This is a genomic window from Parasutterella secunda (assembly GCF_024733725.1).
GTDB lineage: Bacteria > Pseudomonadota > Gammaproteobacteria > Burkholderiales > Burkholderiaceae_F > Aphodousia > Aphodousia faecalis.
The window spans coordinates 103,419-123,470 of sequence record NZ_JANRHP010000001.1; the positions used below are offsets into that span (position 1 = coordinate 103,419).

At 46.9% G+C, this 20,052-nt stretch carries 16 protein-coding genes; 9 read left to right on the top strand and 7 right to left on the bottom strand.

The genetic code is table 11. The features are described 5' to 3' along the window. Window positions 1–26 precede the first annotated feature (26 nt). The 4 genes from NW199_RS00495 to NW199_RS00510 are packed head-to-tail and all read left to right on the top strand — an operon-like array spanning window position 27 to window position 4,788. Complete coding sequence (locus NW199_RS00495) at window positions 27–1,427, top strand: TolC family protein (protein ID WP_258333260.1); 1,401 nt, start codon at window positions 27–29, stop codon at window positions 1,425–1,427. Next, window positions 1,424–2,419, top strand: a complete 996-nt coding sequence (locus NW199_RS00500) for an HlyD family secretion protein (RefSeq protein WP_258333261.1) — start codon at window positions 1,424–1,426, stop codon at window positions 2,417–2,419. The genes NW199_RS00495 and NW199_RS00500 overlap by 4 nt, the downstream gene beginning before the upstream one ends. Before the next feature lie 15 nt (window positions 2,420–2,434). Beyond that, complete coding sequence (locus NW199_RS00505; protein ID WP_258333262.1) at window positions 2,435–3,625, top strand: ABC transporter permease; 1,191 nt, start codon at window positions 2,435–2,437, stop codon at window positions 3,623–3,625. Beyond that, a complete protein-coding gene (locus tag NW199_RS00510) occupies window positions 3,622–4,788 on the top strand; it encodes an ABC transporter permease (RefSeq protein WP_258333263.1) in 1,167 nt (388 codons plus the stop codon). The genes NW199_RS00505 and NW199_RS00510 overlap by 4 nt, the downstream gene beginning before the upstream one ends. Here NW199_RS00510 and mtgA read toward each other — a convergent pair. From mtgA to NW199_RS00530, 4 genes are read right to left on the bottom strand one after another with little or no spacing between them, the layout of a single operon-like run. Continuing rightward, entirely contained in the window at window positions 4,769–5,464 is a 696-nt protein-coding gene (gene mtgA / locus NW199_RS00515; RefSeq protein WP_249092277.1) for a monofunctional biosynthetic peptidoglycan transglycosylase, read from the bottom strand. The two genes, NW199_RS00510 and mtgA, sit on opposite strands and share 20 nt — an antisense overlap. 17 nt (window positions 5,465–5,481) lie before the next feature. Then, window positions 5,482–6,822, bottom strand: a complete 1,341-nt coding sequence (rimO, locus tag NW199_RS00520) for a 30S ribosomal protein S12 methylthiotransferase RimO (RefSeq protein ID WP_258333264.1) — start codon at window positions 6,820–6,822, stop codon at window positions 5,482–5,484. Between the two features lie 2 nt (window positions 6,823–6,824). Further along, entirely contained in the window at window positions 6,825–7,613 is a 789-nt protein-coding gene (pgeF, locus tag NW199_RS00525; protein WP_022473535.1) for a peptidoglycan editing factor PgeF, read from the bottom strand. Window positions 7,614–7,616: 3 nt separating this feature from the next. Further along, the gene (locus tag NW199_RS00530; protein WP_258333265.1) at window positions 7,617–8,627 is read right to left on the bottom strand and encodes an RluA family pseudouridine synthase; all 1,011 of its coding nucleotides are present in this window, start codon (window positions 8,625–8,627) and stop codon (window positions 7,617–7,619) included. A gap of 87 nt (window positions 8,628–8,714) precedes the next feature. On the opposite strand from NW199_RS00530, the gene NW199_RS00535 reads away from it, so the two are divergent. Next, on the top strand, window positions 8,715–9,482 hold the full coding sequence (locus NW199_RS00535; RefSeq protein WP_022473533.1) for an outer membrane protein assembly factor BamD: 768 nt from the start codon (window positions 8,715–8,717) through the stop codon (window positions 9,480–9,482). Window positions 9,483–9,568: 86 nt separating this feature from the next. Here NW199_RS00535 and NW199_RS00540 read toward each other — a convergent pair whose 3' ends face one another. The 3 genes from NW199_RS00540 to NW199_RS00550 are packed head-to-tail and all read right to left on the bottom strand — an operon-like array spanning window position 9,569 to window position 15,834. Further along, entirely contained in the window at window positions 9,569–13,138 is a 3,570-nt protein-coding gene (locus NW199_RS00540) for an SNF2-related protein (RefSeq protein WP_258333266.1), read from the bottom strand. Beyond that, a complete protein-coding gene (gene yoaA, locus NW199_RS00545; protein ID WP_258333267.1) occupies window positions 13,138–15,150 on the bottom strand; it encodes a DNA repair helicase YoaA in 2,013 nt (670 codons plus the stop codon). Before yoaA ends, NW199_RS00540 begins: the two co-directional genes overlap by 1 nt. A 3-nt stretch (window positions 15,151–15,153) precedes the next feature. Beyond that, on the bottom strand, window positions 15,154–15,834 hold the full coding sequence (locus tag NW199_RS00550; protein ID WP_258333268.1) for a hypothetical protein: 681 nt from the start codon (window positions 15,832–15,834) through the stop codon (window positions 15,154–15,156). A 467-nt stretch (window positions 15,835–16,301) separates the two neighbouring features. Here NW199_RS00550 and NW199_RS00555 point away from each other — a divergent pair, with 467 nt between their 5' ends. The 4 genes from NW199_RS00555 (at window position 16,302) to NW199_RS00570 (ending at window position 19,967) form a co-directional block, all read left to right on the top strand. After that, window positions 16,302–17,051, top strand: a complete 750-nt coding sequence (locus NW199_RS00555) for a basic amino acid ABC transporter substrate-binding protein (RefSeq protein ID WP_022473528.1) — start codon at window positions 16,302–16,304, stop codon at window positions 17,049–17,051. Between the two features lie 102 nt (window positions 17,052–17,153). Further along, complete coding sequence (locus NW199_RS00560; RefSeq protein ID WP_258333269.1) at window positions 17,154–18,137, top strand: malate dehydrogenase; 984 nt, start codon at window positions 17,154–17,156, stop codon at window positions 18,135–18,137. Next, entirely contained in the window at window positions 18,138–18,614 is a 477-nt protein-coding gene (locus NW199_RS00565; protein ID WP_258333270.1) for a putative toxin-antitoxin system toxin component, PIN family, read from the top strand. It abuts the gene before it with no gap. 72 nt (window positions 18,615–18,686) lie between these two features. Further along, window positions 18,687–19,967, top strand: a complete 1,281-nt coding sequence (locus NW199_RS00570; protein WP_258333271.1) for an amidase family protein — start codon at window positions 18,687–18,689, stop codon at window positions 19,965–19,967. Window positions 19,968–20,052 lie beyond the last annotated feature (85 nt).

A 20,052-nucleotide genomic window follows, 5' to 3' on the forward strand; every position in this document is an offset into this window, starting at 1 on the left:
GAAGCCAAATAAGGTCTTATTAATTTATGAAAAAACTTTTTTTGGCAGCCACAATTTGCACTCTGGTCAGTGCATTTCCCGCCTATGGCGCGGGAGTGAGCTTTGAGCATGCACGGGCTCTCATGCAAGAAAGAGCCGATATGCTCAAAATGAGTCAGGCAGACATTGAGCAAAGGCAACAGCAAGTCAAGGAATCCCGTTCTTTAAGCGGGCCCAAAATCAGTTTGAACGCTCAGCAGGTTGAGGGACGAAAAGACATCAATATGTCTTTTGATAATCCATTTGCAGGGCAACTTGGAGGATTGGCTGCTCTCCCAGGAATGGGTTCCATTTCAAATGTTCTCGGTCAAAATAAATTCAAGATTGATTTTGAAGAAGATATTTCCGGCCCACGAGCTTCCGTTGACATGATTTGGCCGATTTACACGGGCGGCGCTATCAGTGCAAAACAAAATGCAACGCAGGCTGCATTAAGACAGGCCCGAGCCGGTCACGATAAAACCAAGGATGAACTCGATTCGCTTTTGGTTCAGAAGTATTTTGGTGTGCAGTTGGCCCGCAGTGTTGAAAAACTTCGTGCCGATTTACTCAAGCAGCAAGAACGTGACTTGAACCGCGCCAAACGCTTTGAGAAAGCCGGCATGATTGCCAAAATTGAACGCATGAGCGCTCAAGTCAACCGTGATGCGGCCGAAAGAGACTTTATCGGTTCTCAAACGGATCGAAAAGTGGCCGAAACAGAACTTGCGGATTTACTCCGTGAAGAGACCATCGGTAAGCTCGATACGCCGATGTTTGTCACGAAAAACCTTAAAACACTTTCTTACTGGCAAGACCTGGCTCTCGCCAACAACCCGACGCTCAAAGCACTTGAAGCGCAGCATGAACAGGCACGCATGGGTGTACAAGCCGCCAAAGGCAGCTATCACCCGCAGGTATACCTCTTCGGTCATTACAACATGATCAAGCATTACCTGACTTTGCCCGAACCGGATTGGATTGCCGGAATCGGCATCAGTTTTACTCTTTGGGACAACCGCGACCGCTCGGCACGCGTCGGCAGCGCTCAGGCGCTGGTCAATAAAGCTCAAGCAGCTCAAAGTCAAGCCAGAAATGAGATCAACAAAGTGGTTGAAGTCGCTTGGCTTAAGAGCAACCAAGCTTTGGAACAATATCGTTTGAGCACGAGTTCCATTGATCTGGCTAAAGAAAATGTAAAACTTCGCGAACGATCATTTAAAGAAGGGTTATCAACCATTGATGATGTCAATGATGCTCGCAATAAATTGATTGCCGCTCAGGTTGCTCAACGCGTAGCAGCCTACCGATTCGTTGTAGCCTATAGTTTGTTGCACGCAGCAAGCGGTACGATGTTGGATTTCATGGACACCTTTAAGCGTCCCGATATAACGGTTGTAGAACAATGACAGAATCGAACACGAAAAAAGTAAATAAACCGGTATTACTGAGCGCGGCAGCAGTGGCCTGCTTGCTTGTCTTGGGGGTTGGTTTCTGGATGGGAACTCATCCGTCCGAAGAACCTTTGTACGGCGTCATGCAGGCTAAAACCGTTGATGTAGCAGCCAAAGTGACAGGCCGTGTTGAAACTCTTCCCGTCCATGAAGGTGACACGGTAAGCGCCGGCCAACTGCTTATGACGCTGGATATTCCCGAAGTTGAGGCTAAACTCAAAGAAGTTGAAGCCTTAAAGTCTGCGGCAACCGCCCGACAAAGTCTCGTGGATGAAGGTGCAAGACCTCAGGAAATTCGTGCCGCCAAAGCCCAAATGCAAAGGGCTCAAGCCGGTCAGGAATTGGCACAAAAAACATTTAATCGTGTTCATGCTCTTTATCGCGAAGGCTTAATTTCTAAACAAAAGCACGACGAGGCGCTTGCACAGAAGAAAAGCGCTGACGAATTGCTTGCCGCTGCTAAAGAGCAGTATGACATTGCCCTTACCGGAGCAAGAACGCAGGAAAAGCAGGCAGCCACCGCTTTAACGGCACAAGCCACAGGCGGTGTTGAACAGGTGGAAAGTTTAGTTAAAGAAAAAAATGTAACCTCCCCCATTGCCAGTGAAATCTCTCGAATCTATGTGGAAATCGGTGAGGTCGCTGCTGCAGGGCTGCCATTGGCTACCCTTGTTGACCTTTCAGATCAATGGGCGGTCTTTAACATCCGTGAAGACGACTTGCCGAAAATCACTAAGGGGGCAGTGCTGTCAGCTGAGATTCCCGCGTTAAATGCCAAAAACGTCCAATTTAAGGTTTACTTTATTAACCCAAGAGGCGATTACGCAACCTGGCGTGCAACCCGACAATCCAGCGGCTATGACTTAAGAACTTTTGAAGTTCGCGCACGGCCTGTTCAGCCCGTATCCGATTTACGTCCCGGCATGAGCGTAATCGTCAACCGCTAAAAAACGGCAATGACCATGAGTGTCAGAGTTGCGCTGATTGAAAGCATCTGTCGAGAAGTGCGGACTGTTCTCAGAAGTCCGTGGGACATAGCGATGTTTATCGTTATGCCTGTCATCTGGTGTCTTTTAATTGCAGGGCTCTTTGGCCAAGGGATGATCCGTGATGTACCGGTCGGCGTGGTCAATCTTGACCATCAACCCGAATCCATCGAATTAGAGGCGAAACTGGATGCGCTTCCTTCGGTTAAATTAGTCTCCTACGATTCCCCGCTTGAAGCGCAAAAAGCCTTGAGGCGTTCTGATATCTACGCCTACCTCACTATTCCTGACCGGTGGCTCGATCGAAGCGGTAAGCCTGATGCTTCCTCGCTTGAGCTTTATTTCCCCAAATCTCTTTATGCAATAGCCACAACTCTAGAGTTGGATATCAAACAGGCGCTGCTTGCTTTTCAAAAAGAAAATTTAGTGAAGTTGGCTCAAACGGCAGGGTTAAACGAAAAGCAAGCCAAAAGAGCAACCGAGTTGATCAGTGTGCATTCGATTACTTTGGGCAACATCGCCTTTAACTTCCAAGCTTATATTCTGCCCACGTTAATTCCTGGGATTTTGCATTTAGGGCTTGCCTTGGCATTGGCGAGCCGATTGCTTGCCGAGTGGCACGACAAAAAAGTTAAACTTTGGCTTGATGTTGCCAAAGGCAGTCCACTCATTGCTTTTCTTGGGAAAGCCATTCCCTGGTGGATTCTTTACACATTCTATGGCTTTGTCTACATCGCCGTCATGACCGGTTATCTCGGTTGGTGGGTACAGGGCAGCCTCCTCTTGTGGCTCATTGGACTTGCCTTTTTCATGGCGGTAATGACGCTTTTGCCCTTATTCCTGATTGGGGTATTCATGCCGTTGGGTTGGGTTATTGTTTTAAGCTGCACAGTCGGTTATATCGCTCCGATTTTCCCCTACACGGGCTTTTCTTACCCTTTGGACTCGATGGCCGAACCGGTTCAATGGTTAGCCATGACTTTCCCCCTTACACATTATTTCCATTTTCAGGGCCAAGAATGGATTCTCAATGCACCATTGACGAGTTCGCTTTACACATTGGGGAAATTAGCGATCTTTGCCCTACTCTGGTTCGGGGTTGGATTCGCATTATTTAAAAAGCGCATTGCTCATGAAGTTGCCGCTGAAAGCGAGGTGCGATCATGAGTGCCTGGCGTATTTTCATTGAAACAATCCGTACGGCCGTTTTGTCCAGCGAAAGCTTCATGGTTTTTGCCATCGCTTCGCTTTTTTACCTGGTCTTTTACGGGATGCCCTACGACAATCAAATCATTGTGAAAATTCCCACCGCGATTGTCGACATGGATCAAAGCCGCGCTTCTCACGAATTAGTTGAGAAACTCCAATCGGCTCCGTCCATCAACACAGTTTTGCAGACTGCGGATTTCGAGCAGGCAAAAAAAGCTTTCTCACAATCCAAGGCTGATGTGATTGTCGTTATTGCTGAAAATTACGCTAGAGACATACAGCGTGGAGATCAAACGGTCGTTACGGTTTTCAGTAACGGCGCACTGCCTGTCAAGGGGCGAGCTGTCAGTGCTTCGGTATTGACGATTGTGACAGACGAAAATATCACACAAGCGGCAACACGCTTAGTTGGCCAAGGTCTCAACCCCATTCTTGTTAAGCAAATGGCTATGACTCCTGCTCCATTTACTTCGCAAGACCTTTTTAACAACGTGGCCGGTTACGGTTACTACACCGTACCCATGGTTGCTATCGTTATTGTCCAAGCCGTTATGCTCTTTGGTGTCGGCATCGCTTTGGGCGGCTGGCTTTCTTCGGCGCAACCTCCTGCCTTTTTCTCTGAGGCGATGCAAAAGACGCGTACCTTTTTCCCGGTCTTTTTAGGTTTTTGGGTTATCTCTCTTTTCTGGGCCTTCTTTATTGAATCAATGGGGCTGCATCTGTTGACAATGCCAACACTCGTCAATCCTCTCTCAACAATTGCAGCTGTTTTGGCTTTTACGTTCTCTTTGACAAGCTTGGCTGTATTTCTGACGCTTTGGATGAATACTAATCGATACGCAGCTGGACTTGTATTAGCTTCTGCTCCCAGCGTGTTTTTATCCGGTCTTGTTTTTCCGATGGAAAATTTCGCCGCTTGGGCGCTGCCTTTTGCTTGGATCATTCCGACAACACCCGGTTGTCAGGCAATTGTTTTGGCCAGTCAAGAAGGCGCTGGACTTTCTGAAATCGCTTCTTTATTAAGTGTGAGCTTAGCGCAAGGGATTATTTATTCAGCGCTAGCCTATCTGCTTTTAATCAAACGCGTCGCCGAACGCCACGCTAAGGCATCCTGTTGTTGATTTTCGCAAATTGGGGCTCTTTCATTGACCCCTCAATCACATCAATTCGATGACGAAGCCAGTCCGTCGAACCATGCGTTTCGTAATACCTGGGGTTTGAGAGAATGGCCGCAAGCCAAACGCTTTGCCAATGAGACAATCGTCTGGCGCTGATACCGTAATAATGGCGCGAAGCAGCCTCGACACCGAAAATTCCTTCTCCAAATTCGGCAATATTCAAATAGGTCTGAAGAATTCTGCCTTTTGACCAAGTCGCTTCCATAACCAAGGCCAAAATCATTTCTTGAACTTTTCTCAAGTAACTCTTTTCATGAGTGAGGAAAAGATTTTTAACCGTTTGCTGTGTAATTGTGGAGCCGCCCGGAGCACGGTCGCCCTCAATCACGTTACTGACAAAAGCTTCGCCTGTCGCTTCCCATTCGATGCCGAAATGCTCGGTAAACCTTGCATCCTCAGCCGCCACCGTGGCGCGAACCATGTCATTGGCGACATTTCTCAATAAAACAGGCTTAAATTGAACGCGTCCCAGACGTTCCTTTTCGCTTTCAATATAAGCGGAGGTCTCTACAGGGGCAATGCTGTACCAGAGGACTTGTGCGATGTAATAGCCCTCAATAACAAGAACAATCGCAAGGATTGCCAAAAAGAGCGATTTCAAAAGTTTTCTGATACGCATTGCCAAATGCCTGCAACCTACGGAATATGACGGCCGATAAGGTCGTATTCTTGGTTAGCCGTCACCTTCACGTCAACAATATCGCCGGGATTGAGGTGAGCATCGGTCGTCACATAGATAATGCCGTCAATTTCAGGGGCATCAGCCGTTGTACGTCCGATTGCCACACCATCTTCATCTTCAGGTTCATCAATAATGACCTTTTGAATAGAACCGATCTTTCGGGCCATTCTTTCTTCTGAAATCTTTGATTGCACCTGCATGAAGCGATCCCGACGCTCTTCACGGACTTCATCGGGCAAAGCACCGGGCAATTCATTGGCAGCCGCCCCTTCAATCGGTGAATAAGCAAAGCAACCCACGCGATCCAATTGTGCTTCCTGAAGGAAATCCAGCAAGTATTGGAATTCTTCTTCCGTTTCCCCGGGGAAACCGGCAATGAATGTTGATCGAATCGTCAAATCCGGACAAATCTTGCGCCAGGCTTGGATGCGTTCCAATGTTTTTTCCGTTGCAGCGGGCCGCTTCATTGCCTTGAGCACACGGGGATGAGCATGTTGAAACGGGATGTCCAGATAAGGAAGAATCTTTCCATCGGCCATCAATTCGACCACTTGATCAACTGCCGGGTAAGGATAAACATAGTGCAGACGAATCCACATGCCCATATCCCCTAACTCTCGGGCTAGATCGTAGAGTTTTGTCTGAAGCGCCTTCCCTTGATCATTAAAATCAATCCGATAACGGCAATCGGCTCCATATGCAGACGTATCCTGACTGATCACCATCAGCTCTTTAACGCCCGCTTCGCGCAGTAATTCAGCTTCACGCAACACTTCACCTATCGGTCGGCTGACGAGTTTTCCTCTTAACTGCGGAATGATGCAAAAAGCGCACCGGTGATTACAGCCTTCGCTAATCTTCAAGTACGCGTAGTGCGATGGCGTTAGCTTTAAACCGGCTTTCGGAACCAAATCCCAGTAGGGACTATGCGGCTGAGGCAAATGCCTGTGCACCAACTCATAGACCTTATCGAATTCGCCCGGACCGGTCACTCCCAAAACATCAGGACAGACATCATCCAAATAGGGCGTACCGTCCAAATGCTTTTTAGCCCCCAAGCACCCCGTGACAATAACTCGTCCATTTTCGTGCATTGCTTCATTGATGGCATCGACACTTTCTGCAACGGCTTCATTTAAAAAGCCACAGGTATTGACGATCACCAAATCCGCATCCGTGTAGGAGCCGACAATGTCATATCCTTCGGCACGAAGCTGGGTCATGATCCTTTCGGAATCCACGAGCGCTTTAGGACAGCCCATGGAAACAACGCCGATTCGAGGAATTCTTTGCATGTTTAGCCTTTAATCCAAATCATCGCCGCATGACGTCCCGTTTTACCGTCACGGCGGAAGCTATAAAAGAGTTCGGGATTGGCATAAGTGCTGTGACGGGCTTCAACGACCTCTTCGACCTTGACTTGCAGTAAAGCCATTCGCGCTAAAGTCGTCAATGAGCAAAGGTATTTGCCATCTTCGTTGGCCTTAAAGGCAACCTCTGCCCCGTCAATACTTGTTTGCATGGCTTCAAGGACATCACTGCCCGTCTCAAAATCATCATCACCGATTCTGGGACCCAACCATGCGATAAATTGGGCATCGGGATCGCCGATTCGCTCGCGAAGCCGCTCAATGGTTTTTTGAAGAATTCCCGCCGCCAGACTGCGCCAACCGCAATGTACAGCCGCAACCCCCTTGCCGTTTTTCTCTGCAATCAAAACAGGCAAGCAGTCAGCCACTTGGACCACGCAGACAACATTGGGCGTAATGCTTGTGCTTGCATCGGCTTCTTCTTCCGGTGCAGCTGTCTCGGCATCGACCACGCGATCTCCATGAACCTGCTTGAGCCACTTGGGATCCGTGGGCACCAGTTGTGCGGCCAAATTACGATTCATATTGACGCATACCGGCACATCGCCTGTGTAAATACCGACATTAAAACCACCGATACCGTCCTTGTCACCAAAAGGACCAGAAGAAACACCGCCTGCGCGAAGCGTCATCAAAGCATCCACATTGGCCGGCCGAATAGAATCCCAATCCGGCTGCAAAATGGCTAATGCAGGTTTTGTCGTATCGTCAATCATTTTTCACCTATTTTCAAAAACACTGACCGGTTCATCAGTCGGAGCAAAACCGATTTCTGTCATCAATTGAGCTAAATCGTCGGGAGCGGGTACAAACCATTGCATAAGCTCCTTTGTTCTCGGGTGCTCAAGCCCCAAACGAGAGGCATGAAGGGCCTGCCGTTTTATGAGTGAAAGCGGACAACCTTCCGGCAACTTGCTCATTTTACCTTTATAGAGCGGATCGCCCACCAGCGGAAATCCTGCCCACTGCATATGTACGCGAATCTGATGCGTGCGTCCTGTATCCAAACGGCAGGCTACCCACGAAACCGACAATGGTGTCTGACCGACTCCGGGAACATAAGCAAAATCGACCAACCGTACATGGGTTTTAGCTTCTTTAGCTCTTGGACCTTGTCCCACGCAGAAACGAATCGGTGAACGCGGATCCCGCATAATCGGCTCATCAATAAAACCGGCTTGCGGAGCCTGACCATGAACAATGGCCCAGTATTCACGCTTAACCGTTCGAGCCTGGAGCTGTCGAATAAGATCGGTTTGCGCCTCAAGCGTCTTGGCGACAACCATTAAACCGGTTGTATCACGATCCAACCGGTGAACGATACCGGCTCTGGGCAAAGTCTTTAATTCAGGATTTCTGGCAAGAAGACCATTTAAAAGCGTGTCATCCCAATGGCCTGCAGCCGGATGAACAACCAAACCCGCAGGTTTATTGACAACAAGAATATCGTCATCTTCATAAATAACATCAAGCGGCATTTGAACCGGTTTGAAAGCCAGCTCTTCGGGGCTTGGCTGCTCCAAAACCTCAATTTCATCGCCGGCGGCCACTTTAGTGCGGATTTTCTCCGTAACCTCACCGTTGACGGTAACCGCCCCCTGTTCAATCCAGGTCTGAAGTCGTGCGCGCGACACAGAAGGCATCAGCTGTGCGAGCACTTTATCTAAACGGTCACCGGAATATTCATCACCGACAACAAAATACAGAGCTTCTTCGGATGAGGCCGACATATATATCCTTATTATTTACTTGAGCCAAAGGCGGTCTGATCGCTATAATCCGTGAATCAATTGACCGCATTTATCAGAGTCACATCAATGGCATTAACTTTACATCAATTGCGCAAGCGTGCGGCAACTTTTGCATTGGCCGCCGCAATCGCCGCTATGAGCGCCGGCTGCTCGCAAATCGAAACCGACGTTACCCAAGGCTGGGACGCTGACCGTCTCTACGAAGAAGCTCGCGCAGCCGCTGAAGACAGCGACTGGACTCGGGCGCAAGATTATTACACAAAATTGGAAAGCCGTTATCCGTTTGGCCGCTACGCCCAACAGGCACAAATTGAAAGTGCTTACGCCTATTGGCGTGACGGTGACGCCGCTCAATGCGTCCAAGCCTGTGACCGATTCCTGCGTCAATATCCCAACCACGCCAATAGTGACTATGTACTCTATCTGAAGGCGTTGGCAACGCTTAACCAACGTGACACGATCTTTACGGCGCTGCTCACGCAGGATATTTATGAGCGCGATTCTGATGCCGCTCGTACAGCTTTTGATACGTTTAAGGAATTGGTGGAACGCTTCCCGCAATCTCGCTACGCTCACGAAGCTCGTCGCCGTATGCACGAACTGGTTCTGTCTCAGGCCCACTCTGAATACAACATTGCCAAGTTCTACTACGACCGTCACGCCTACGTGGCCGCCATTGAACGCGCTCAAAATGTCGTGCGCACTTTCCAACAAACGCCCTATTCCGATGACGCTTTAAAGCTCATCCGTGATTGCTATGAACAACTCGGGGTTAAGGATTTAGAGTCTGACGTCAACCGCGTTATTGAACTCAACCAAAATCGCGAACGTTAATTTATCCGACCTTCTGATTATCAGGGGTGATTCGTCAAGTCGACTAATCACCCCTTAATTTTTCTCTGCTTTTTCATCCGGTTGTATCAGACAGACAACTTTAATACACGGTCGAGTTCTTCCGAGGACAAATCTCCAATCCACTTCTCTCCAACATTAACGGTTAAATCCGCGAGTTCCTTTTTACTCGCCAACATCTCGTTGATCTTTTCCTCAAAGGTGCCTGCCGTCACAAAACGGTAGACTAAAACATCTCGCTTCTGACCGATTCGATAGGCTCTGTCAGTCGCTTGAGACTCAGCGGCGGGATTCCACCACAGATCATAATGAATCACGCTTGAGGCGGCTGTCAAATTCAACCCCGTTCCACCGGCTTTAAGTGACAGGATCATCACCCGAGCGGTCGGATCATTTTGGAAACGATCAACCATTTTCATGCGTTCTTTAACGCTGACCGCTCCATGTAAAAAGAGTGCTTTCTCGTTAAGGCAGTTATCGATCCAACCTTGCAGCCGTTTTCCCATTTCACGGTACTGTGTGAAGATCAAAACTTTGCGTGACACTTCAAAATTTTGACTCAATAAATCCAAAAGCATTGTGCCTTTACCGGAATCCGGAACATCTGTTTCTGTCTTCAGGTACTGAGACGGTGAATTGCAAATCTGTTTTAATGAGGTGATGAGCTTTAGTACAAGAGCCCGTCTGATTGCTTTAGCATCAATTCCCTCTTCCTTGGCTTTGGATTCAAGGGTTATTAGCCTTTGCATCATCTCTGTCAGTGTCTTTTGGTAAAGAGCGGCTTGCTCGACGGTCAATGTTGCAAACCGGTCATTAACCAACCGATCCGGCAAGTCACTGATGATCGCTTTATCAGTTTTTAAGCGTCTGAGCATAAAAGGCGCTGTCAGAGATTTAAAAGCGTCTAAGGCCTGCGGATCCCGATCACTTTCAATCGGTTTGGCAAAGGTACGTTTGAAATCTTTTTGCGTTCCCAATAGACCGGGCTGCACAAGCGAAAAAATCGACCAGTACTCACTTAAGTGGTTTTCAACCGGTGTCCCACTCATAGCGATCACGCTTTGAGCGTTTAATAACGAAAGTGACTGTGCCAGCGTAGTCAAATGATTTTTGACAGCTTGCGCCTCATCAATAACTAAAAGTCTGAGGGGCAGTGTCCTCAAAATTTCAACATCCCGACGAATAACGCCGTAAGTCGTCAGAAGTACGTCATAGTCATCTTGGTCAGGAAGCTTACGTTTATCCCCATGGTAAATAACAGCCTTTAAATGGGGTGAAAATTTACTGATCTCTCGCTCCCAATTCGTCAAAAGTGTCGTGGGAACCACAATAAGCGCTTTTTTAGTCGAAAATTGCCCGGCTTCTTTGAGAGCGGTAAGAACAGCAATCACCTGAAGCGTTTTTCCAAGCCCCATATCGTCGGCAATCAGGGACCCTAAACCTAAATGAATGTTCTTCATAAGCCATTCATAGCCGCGCTTTTGGTAGGGACGAAGCTTGGCTCTTAAATGCTTCGGCAGATTTATGGTTGGAACTTGATGAATAGCGTTAATTTGCTCTTTAAGATTTTTATCCAGCGAAACCGGCACGCCGTCGATTTCTCCGATCAGAGCCGCGCGCAACTTCTCAAGCGGAGAAATCTCCTCAGCTTTTTGAATTTTCTGTCGATATTTTTCTATCTCTTCTGGATCGACATAAATGTATTCGTCTGCCCACTCAACCACCTCTCCGACGTGAGCCACCAAGTCGGCAAATTCTTCTTCGGTCAGAACATGCTCGCCAATTGCCAAATGGTAATTGAAGTCTGTAAGCGCATCTTTGGAGAAAAAACTCTTACCTGTGCTTGCGCTTGAAACCGAAGCCGTGATCTTTGGCTTAAGAAGATTTTTGAGCGACTGCGGCATCGAGAGCGATATTCCCAGTAAAGTCAGACTTGGCGCAATCTCAAAAAGAAACGCTTTTAGTGTTTCGGGATCTAACTTAACTGTATTATTTTTTGCTTCGAGCAATTCCCCCAACAAAGGGTAATGCCCTTTGAGGGTTGTTAGGACATTAAAGGCCGCAAATCGTACCTGCTCGTACTCTTTGCCGCGCATGAGCGTTTTTAAATCAATAGCTTTCGATTTTCCTTCTTTAGCCTTAATGCGGTAGTGAAGATTGATCGTTTTGTCTCTTGATCGAGTCAGTACAAAAATCGGATGCCATGGGAAATTAAAACTCAGATTCAGCACTCTGAGATATTGCGCGAGTGTGTGAGAAAGCGCGCTGTTGCAATCAAAATAAACATCGGTGCTCGAAGGCGAAGCAAAAAACAGACCACCCGCACTGAGTTTAAAATCTGAAGATAAAACTCGATGCCAAAGCGTGATCGCAAAGGTTAATCCCAAGTAGGCCTTTTGCTTAACGGATCGGCACTCTAAATCTGCGAAATCGAAAAGCGAATCAAAGTACGATACGAAAGTTTGCAAGAAATCAGCAAAAACCGATCCCACATAAGAGTAACGGACCGCTGGCATCCAATAAATTTGGGGCCAACAATCCTCTTTGTCACCTGAAACGACCACAACCGGAATAAGCGCGGCCGATTCATAAATGCGGTCAACCAGACGAAATAAAACTCTCAATGCATACAGGGGCTCAGAAAGTGTCTGACTGCATAAAGTTTCCGGCAACGACAAAAGAGTACTGATTAACCGCAAAACTTCATCGTTATCAATTCCCCTGCCTTTTTCATCGACCAACCGTATATCACGACCGTTGGATCGATCCAGAGCGATACGGTAGTGATGCCGTAAATACCTTTGCAAGTCTTTTTGAAGTTGAGCCTGGTAACGAGAAGAGAGTGAGTCTTCGTTATCGAACACTAAAAGTGCCCGTGACTTATTGGCATTGAAGCGAAGAGCCTCCATGAGATCTTGAGGAAAATTTTTTGAATTGCCTAAAGTGAAAACCGACGGCAAAAGGGGAAATATTTTCTCACCCGTATACTCAAGGGACTTCAAGGGAAAGTTGCGTAAATTGAAAGGCGATGGCCTGCGTGTGAATTCCAAATCATCAACAAATGAGGCAACCTCTTGAAGCGTTACCGCTCGATCTTCAACCGCCTCGGACGCATTCAGTCCGGCCTGCTTGAGTTTCTCCACGAGTTGAACACCGTGAAGGGTGAAAATTAAAAATGGATCCGAGTCGATGGCTCGTGAGAGCCAATAAATAACCGCGGCGATGTGTTTACAAAGTCTTGCCGAATCGGGACAGCTGCACGAACATTGAAGATCATGACTAGTAGAAGGAAAAAGTTTTAGTCCTAAGTCACTGCAAATACTTGCCAATTGGCTGGGAAGTTCATTATCGAGAAGCCTAGCAACAAGATCGCTTCGAGTTCGCAGACTGTCTATGAGTTTTTCCACTTTGTCGGAACTGAAGCGTTCAAGCTGGATACGAACCTCATAAGCCATAACGCTGCCCTGAACAACGGCTTCAATGGCAAAAGTTTCGGGATTAATATCAACTTGAAGGACGTTTCCCTTATTGCAATAGGTCTTGCCACGGGGCAAGCGATTGTCGTGGTCACAGGCTAAGAGCGCTTTTAACCACTCCTTTCCCCACCAAGTCAATCCATATTGTTCACGACGAGCCATCAATATGCCTCATCCGGGTTATCTAAAAATGAATAAACCCGAGCAAATTCCTGCGTTCGAATCATGGCCGGCAGGCTTTCAAGAACGACACGCCCATAACGCTTTTGCAGCAGGCGATTATCGCCGAAAACAATGACACCGAAATCATTTTCACTGCGAATAAGACGACCAACACCCTGACGCAAAGTCGTAATCATTTCCGGTAACTGATAGCTCATGAAAGGATTTTTGCCCTGATCGGCAAACCAATCTTTCTTTGCTCGAGCCACCGGGGTATCAAACTGAGCGAAAGGCATCTTATCAATCACGACAAGCTGAAGCGCGTCACCCTTCATATCAACGCCTTCCCAAAAACTCATTGAACCCACCAACACCGCATTGGGCATGGACTTAAAGCGATCGAGCAATTCCGACTTCGGCGCTTCGCCCTGAACACATAAAGTGAAGTTTGCTCCCATCCTCAAGCGCAATTCATTGGCAATGGCTTCCATTGAACGGAAACTCGTGCAAAGGAAAAAAGCTCTGCCTTGCGTCTTCTGCAATAAAGGCCAGGTTGCTTCAACCAATTCATGCGCAAAATTGTCTTCAAAAACTCCCGGTAAATTTTTAGGCAGATAAAAACGAGCCTGATAGGCAAAATTAAAGGGACTGTCCCACGTGTAGGTCTGGGTTTTTTTTGAAAGACCCAATTCGCCTAAGAAATAGGAAAAATCAACACTGCCGTCATCTTTTCGAGTTGAAATGGTGGCGCTTGTTAATATCCAAGCGTTATGCATTTTCTCGCGGGCTTTCGCAAAAGGTTGTGCAAGCGAGAGCGGCGTATTGGAGAAAAAGACATTTTGCTCTGTTAAACGAAGCCAAAGTACGGAGGGGATTCCACCGACCGTCTTAACCGCCGAAGGATTCGTGAGCGTGACTTGCCAGTCCTGCATCCGTTTTAAAAGATCAGCAACTCTGTCTGAAAAAAGATCGCACTCCTCGTTTGAGCCTTCAAGAGATTTAAAAGTCTTGGCAATGGTGAGAACGGACTCAATCAGTTTTTCAAAAGGCTCTTTAATACTCTGGGCGAAACCTTCGATGGAATTGATTTCAATTTCTGTATCAATTTCCACCCCCAGACCCCGGTGAATAATCTGGTGAAGATTAAGGGCAGCTTTTTTTACATCAAGAAAGACATCATCCCATCGGACAACGCCTGCCGCATGAGCTTTTCCGATCAAGCGGCCTTCCTCAGAAAAATCCTGTAATTCCCAAAGCGAGAAGATGTCTGAAAAATAATCGATTCCAATATCGGGCAGCTTGTGCGCTTCATCAAGAATCACCAAGTCGGCGTCGGGTAATAACTCGGCCATGGTGTCATCTTTGAGACTGAGATCGGCCATGAAGAGATGATGATTGACAATGACAATATCGGCTTCATGAGCGCGAGCTCGGGCACGATTGACAAAACAATCGTCATAGTGCGGACACTTTGATTTACCCAAACAATTGTCTTTTGTACTCGTCACCCAGGGCCACAGCGGATCTTTTTCCGGTATCCCGGGAATATCGTTTTTATCACCGGTTGCGTCCCGCCTGGCAAAGTCAATGATTTTTTTCAAACGCTTATAACTGTCTGCTTCAGGCAAAAGACCTCGATCCACAAGCCTTTCTAAACGTTCTTTGCAGATATAGTTTCCCCGGCCTTTAAGCACAGCCACATCGGCATCGACGGCAAGCGCTGAACAAATTCGACCGACATCTTTTTCGAATAACTGATCCTGAAGTGTTTTACTGGCCGTGGAGACAATCGTTTTAGAGCGAGAAAGAATCGCGGGCACTAAATAAGCAAATGTTTTCCCTGTGCCGGTGCCGGCTTCCACGACAGCAACACCCTGCGTTTGAATAGCTTGCCCCACTGCTTGAGCAAATTGCAATTGGCTGTCACGGCGCTTGAATCCCTCAATTTGGCGACACAATGGACCGTTGGCATCAAACGCTTCGACAATGGCTTTTTCTAAGCGGGAATCCATGAACTAAAAGAGGCCCTCTTTTTGACTGTTTTCTTTCTGAAGCTTCTGAGCTTGTTCGCGTTTTTGACGTTCAGCTTCATAAGCGGCCTTTCGTGCTTCACGCTTGGCCTTTCGTTCAGCCGCTTCCTTTTGCAACTGCGCTATGCGTTCATCCTGTGCTTTAAGTTTTGCCTCATAAGCTGCCACATTGGCCTGCTCTTGTTGCTGACGAGCCGATTGCTTGGCAATTTTTTCATCGTTACTTTTAACGCTTCCCCGTTGTGCCGGCATGGAAGGTTCCTGAGCGGCCTGAGAACGACGCTCCTTGGACTTGAAAATCCGAATTTGATGATCTGCCTTACGAATCAATTGATTGGCAATACGTGTACGTTTATAAAGGACACTTTCAGCCCGTTCTATGCAATCGTTGACAAAGACCTTTTTCTGACAAAGATAGGTATGTCCCTCGCGAAGTCTTTGAATGCGCTTGAGTTCCGCTTCACCGATCGCCTTTGCCTTTTCTGCTTCCTCTAGGGTTTTAAATTCCGGATCAACATAATCCGGATCCAGAGGACTAGGTGCTACAACACCGGCTTCCCAACCGAGCTCTTCGGGGGTTACGAATTCCGCATCCTCATTGGCGGCTGCGAAAACAGAAGTCGCCAAGGCCATCATGACTAACCCGACTGTAATTTTTTTACGCATAAAAATACCTATCTACCGTTATCGCAGAAATTTTAATCAAGACTAATTGGATTTTCTTTAATTTGAACAGATGCTCACCAAAAACACTTTTTGAAAATCATGAAATAGATTTGTTTAATTTGACATTCATCAAATTTAAAGATTGTTGATTTTGTTGTTAATAATGTCGACAAAAATAATGTGATATTTACTAACTACTTGATTTATAGATCTATTCAAGAAATGGGTTAATCTATCCCAAATTTTCGCCATGAATTTCAATTTTAAAACCACTAATTTCTTCTATTTATATCTAATAATTTTTACTTAGAAGGATAATTTATTGATTTATCGCATCTTTTTCTATCTCGCATTGGATTTTAATTTTGTCGACCTTTGTTTTCAGATCGTTTTTTTAGACATGATTAAAGATTAAACTGGCTTTGCGTAAACTGCGAGAAATCGATTGAACCATTTAAGGAAAAATGATGAAAAAGTTTCTCGCAGCCATTGCCATGACTGCCTTAGCGGCCACCAGTGTTAACGCTGCCACTATTTTGGTAGGAACCGATGCGGGCTACGCACCCTATGAATACAAAGACCCACAGACTAACGAAATTGTGGGTTTTGATATTGATTTGATCAAAGCCATCGCCAAAGCAACCGGCAATGAAGCCAAGATTCAAAATATGCAATTTGCAGGCATTATCCCCGCCTTGCAAAGCAACATGATTGATGTGGCGGCAGCCGGCATGACAATAACCCCTGAACGTCAAAAACAAGTCACCTTCTCAGACCCTTACTATGATGTCGGCGGTCTGATTATGGCGGTTCATGCCAAAAATGTTGATAAATATAAGCACATGAATGACCTGGAAGGTAAACGCGTATGTGCTCAAATCGGTTCCACCGGCGCCTTGCTCGCAAAGGAAATCAAAGATGCAAAGCTCGTTGCCTTTGACCAAACAGGCGAAGCCTTTATGGAATTGAAAATGGGCGGCTGTGAAGCCGTCTTAGTCGATAAGATCGTCACGGAATTTTATCTCGCTCATAAAGCTGAAAAAGATATCGTTTTGGTCCCCCACCTCTATACCCATAAGCAAAATGGTTTTGCCATGGCTAAGGGCAATGAAAAGATGCATAAAATCATCAATACGGGGTTAAAGACCATCAAAGAAAATGGTGAATACGACAAGATTTACGAAAAATGGTTCGGCAAAAAGCCTGAAAAGAAATAAATAATCTAAGCCTCAATAATTAGATAGGCCGATCAAATTTTTAACGATCGGCCCTCATTTTTTTATAATATTCCCGTTTGTATTGCCTATCAGGAAGAAAAAATGACGCGTCCTATCCGTATTGCAGTGACGGGCCCCTGCGGCTCCATCGGTTACTCCATTTTGTTTCGTATTGCATCCGGTGACCTCTTCGGTCATCAACAACCCGTTGAATTAAGACTTCTCGCTCGCAATACGCCTGAAAGTCAGGCTCGTCTGAAGGGCACGATGATGGAACTGTCCGACTGTGCCTTTCCGCTTTTAGCTGAAATGAGCGCTCATACGGACGAAAAGGAACTTTTCGACGGTGCTCAATGCGTCTTCTTAATCGGCGCGCAGCCTCGTAAAGACGGTATGGACCGCTCCGATCTTCTTCGAGCCAATGGGGAAATTTTCAAACGCCAGGGCCAAGCCTTAAACGAACGAGCCTCTCGTGATGTGCGCGTTTTGGTCGTCGGCAACCCCTGTAATACGAATGCTTATATTGCCATGCGCAATGCACCGGATCTTAAACGCGAATGCTTCTCAGCCATGATGCGTTTGGACCAAAACCGCGCAATGGCCCGCGTTGCCGAAAAGCTTCAGGCACCTGTTTCCGGTGTTGAGCAAGTTTTTGTTTGGGGCAACCACAGCAACACGATGTATCCGGACATCCGTTTCTTGCGTTATAAAGGACACCGCTTGGCCGATCAATTCGATGCGCAATGGCAAGAAGAATTTATTAAAAACGTAGCAACCCGTGGCGGACAAATTATCAAAGCTCGCGGTGCATCCTCTGCTGCGTCTGCCGCAAGCGCCGCTTTAGATCATATGCGTGACTGGATTTTGGGCAGCCAAGGCAAGTGTTGCACAATGGCCGTTCCCTCTGACGGCAGTTACGGCATTCCGGAAGGTCTGGTTTTTGGCTTCCCCTGCCTGTGTCCCGGCGAAGGTCGTTATCAGATCATCAGCAATATGCCGATCACTCAAGAAGTTCGTCATCGCTTGGATATAACCCGTGATGAACTTTTGGCTGAGGCTAATGCTGTGGCCGATTTACTTCCTTAAATGTCACCGCAAAAAATTGATCTGATCAATTATTTGGAGGGCGCCCGTTTTATCGAGCGCCCTTTAAGTGTTCCGAGCTGCGTTTTGGACACCAATGTCGTCCTAGACATATTGCTCTTTGCTGATAAAAATGCGGAGTCAATCCAACAGTTACTCGCTTCAGGCCAACTTCTTGCACTCGGTCATTACGATACCCTTTATGAGTTTGCCGATGTCATTTCCCGCTCTCAATTTAAGCTAACAGAAAGTCAAATTAAAGAAAAACTTCATGCGTGGATTAAGCTGCATTGGCTTATTAATGAGCCCTTGCCAACTGAAGGTTATTGCAAAGATCACGATGATGATAAGTTTTTCAATTTGGCTCGTTTATGCTCAGCTCGGTACTTGATTTCTAAAGACAAAAAGGTGCTAAAAGCCAAAGGCAAAGCAAAACGATTCGGCTGCATCGTCATCAAGCCTGAAAATTTAAATCTCTAGGTCTTTTCTCTATTGCGAGCCTCTCCTCTTCGTGCCAAACTGTCTATGAAACTTAAACGTTGGGAGTTGGCCATGGAGTTTTTATATCGCGACAAGTTGCCTAATCCTGCTGTAATCAACGAACGAATCCGCCAGTTCAATCACATCATCCACGGCGTGAGCCAATGGCGCGAACCTCCTTTGGATACCCAGTGGCCGATCTTGGTCAAAGACAATATCGATGTTTCCGGCCTTCGAGCAACAGCGGGCAGCTACGCATTAAAGGAACTTAAAGCCGAAGACGCCTTTTGCATTAAAAAGCTTCGTGAGCACGGTGGGCTTCCGTTCGGCAAAACTTCAATGTCAGAGTTGGCCGGTTTCCTAAGTACAAAGATGCCACCTGGCTATTCAGAGTTAGGCGGCCAAGGGATCAATCCCATCGATCCTTCTCTTACACCGGGCGGCTCAAGTTCGGGTTCGTGCATATCGGTTGCTGCCGGTTTTTGCCACGCAGCCATTGGTACAGAAACTCACGGCAGTATTGTGATGCCGGCTATTGCGTGTGGAGTTGTCGGAATCAAACCCAGCGTCGGCTTGGTTTCCCGTGATGGTGTCATTCCTATCTCGCACTCCTTGGACACACCAGGAGCCATCGCTCAAAGCGTTTCTCAAGCCGCTAAACTCCTTGAGGCTATTTGTGGCACGGATCCCAATGATGTAGCGACTGAAGATTGCCCGGAAAAAATAGACTTTCAAACCGATCTCGGTGAAGATAAGAGTCTTATTCGCGTAGCCCTTTTAGTGCCAGCTCACAGAGCATTTGATGCGGAAGAAAAAAGTATTCTCACTCAATTGATTCAAGCCGCTAAAAAACAAAATATTGTTATCACTGAAATTCAAACGAAAGACGTTGAAACGTATTACAAGGTTATTTCATCGACCGAAATTCAAGGCGATTTTGATCGTTATCTGCAAAAATACGGCAATGGCAAAACGCCCGGCACGTTCAAAGATCTCGTCAAGATGTATGAAATGCGTGCTCAACACCACCCCTATGGCATGGATCGGCTAACGGATGCGCTTAAGTTTTCGAGCGATTTGAATAATCCGACTTATCGAAACGCTTTGCAGCGCGGTATCGGTAATACAACACGAGCTATTGATGAAACCCTCAAGGAAACGAATGCTCAAGCCATCATTGCTGTCGGCTTTGTCCCTTGGTGGGCCGTGGCCAGGGCGCCCTATGTTGCCTTGCCGCTTGCACAGCGGCACAATCACGCGATGATCGGCATCACTGTAGGCTGCAGAAGGCTTGAAGACAGAAAGGCGCTTGATATTGCAGCTCGCCTTGAAAAAGTAATTAAGGAACTTTGATAATTGAAACGCCGCATTAAGCGGCGTTTCGTCTGTGAGCTATAGCTTTGCTAAAGCACCTAAAAATTGAACGGCTACGCAAGCC

What these genes read in the sequence shown, in the direction of transcription:
- NW199_RS00495 (WP_258333260.1), top strand. Translation starts at nt 27, where the DNA reads ATGAAAAAACTTTTTTTGGCAGCCACAATTTGCACTCTGGTCAGTGCA.
- NW199_RS00500 (WP_258333261.1), top strand. Translation starts at nt 1,424, where the DNA reads ATGACAGAATCGAACACGAAAAAAGTAAATAAACCGGTATTACTGAGC.
- NW199_RS00505 (WP_258333262.1), top strand. Translation starts at nt 2,435, where the DNA reads ATGAGTGTCAGAGTTGCGCTGATTGAAAGCATCTGTCGAGAAGTGCGG.
- NW199_RS00510 (WP_258333263.1), top strand. Translation starts at nt 3,622, where the DNA reads ATGAGTGCCTGGCGTATTTTCATTGAAACAATCCGTACGGCCGTTTTG.
- mtgA (WP_249092277.1), bottom strand. Translation starts at nt 5,464, where the DNA reads ATGCGTATCAGAAAACTTTTGAAATCGCTCTTTTTGGCAATCCTTGCG.
- rimO (WP_258333264.1), bottom strand. Translation starts at nt 6,822, where the DNA reads ATGCAAAGAATTCCTCGAATCGGCGTTGTTTCCATGGGCTGTCCTAAA.
- pgeF (WP_022473535.1), bottom strand. Translation starts at nt 7,613, where the DNA reads ATGATTGACGATACGACAAAACCTGCATTAGCCATTTTGCAGCCGGAT.
- NW199_RS00530 (WP_258333265.1), bottom strand. Translation starts at nt 8,627, where the DNA reads ATGTCGGCCTCATCCGAAGAAGCTCTGTATTTTGTTGTCGGTGATGAA.
- NW199_RS00535 (WP_022473533.1), top strand. Translation starts at nt 8,715, where the DNA reads ATGGCATTAACTTTACATCAATTGCGCAAGCGTGCGGCAACTTTTGCA.
- NW199_RS00540 (WP_258333266.1), bottom strand. Translation starts at nt 13,138, where the DNA reads ATGGCTCGTCGTGAACAATATGGATTGACTTGGTGGGGAAAGGAGTGG.
- yoaA (WP_258333267.1), bottom strand. Translation starts at nt 15,150, where the DNA reads ATGGATTCCCGCTTAGAAAAAGCCATTGTCGAAGCGTTTGATGCCAAC.
- NW199_RS00550 (WP_258333268.1), bottom strand. Translation starts at nt 15,834, where the DNA reads ATGCGTAAAAAAATTACAGTCGGGTTAGTCATGATGGCCTTGGCGACT.
- NW199_RS00555 (WP_022473528.1), top strand. Translation starts at nt 16,302, where the DNA reads ATGAAAAAGTTTCTCGCAGCCATTGCCATGACTGCCTTAGCGGCCACC.
- NW199_RS00560 (WP_258333269.1), top strand. Translation starts at nt 17,154, where the DNA reads ATGACGCGTCCTATCCGTATTGCAGTGACGGGCCCCTGCGGCTCCATC.
- NW199_RS00565 (WP_258333270.1), top strand. Translation starts at nt 18,138, where the DNA reads ATGTCACCGCAAAAAATTGATCTGATCAATTATTTGGAGGGCGCCCGT.
- NW199_RS00570 (WP_258333271.1), top strand. Translation starts at nt 18,687, where the DNA reads ATGGAGTTTTTATATCGCGACAAGTTGCCTAATCCTGCTGTAATCAAC.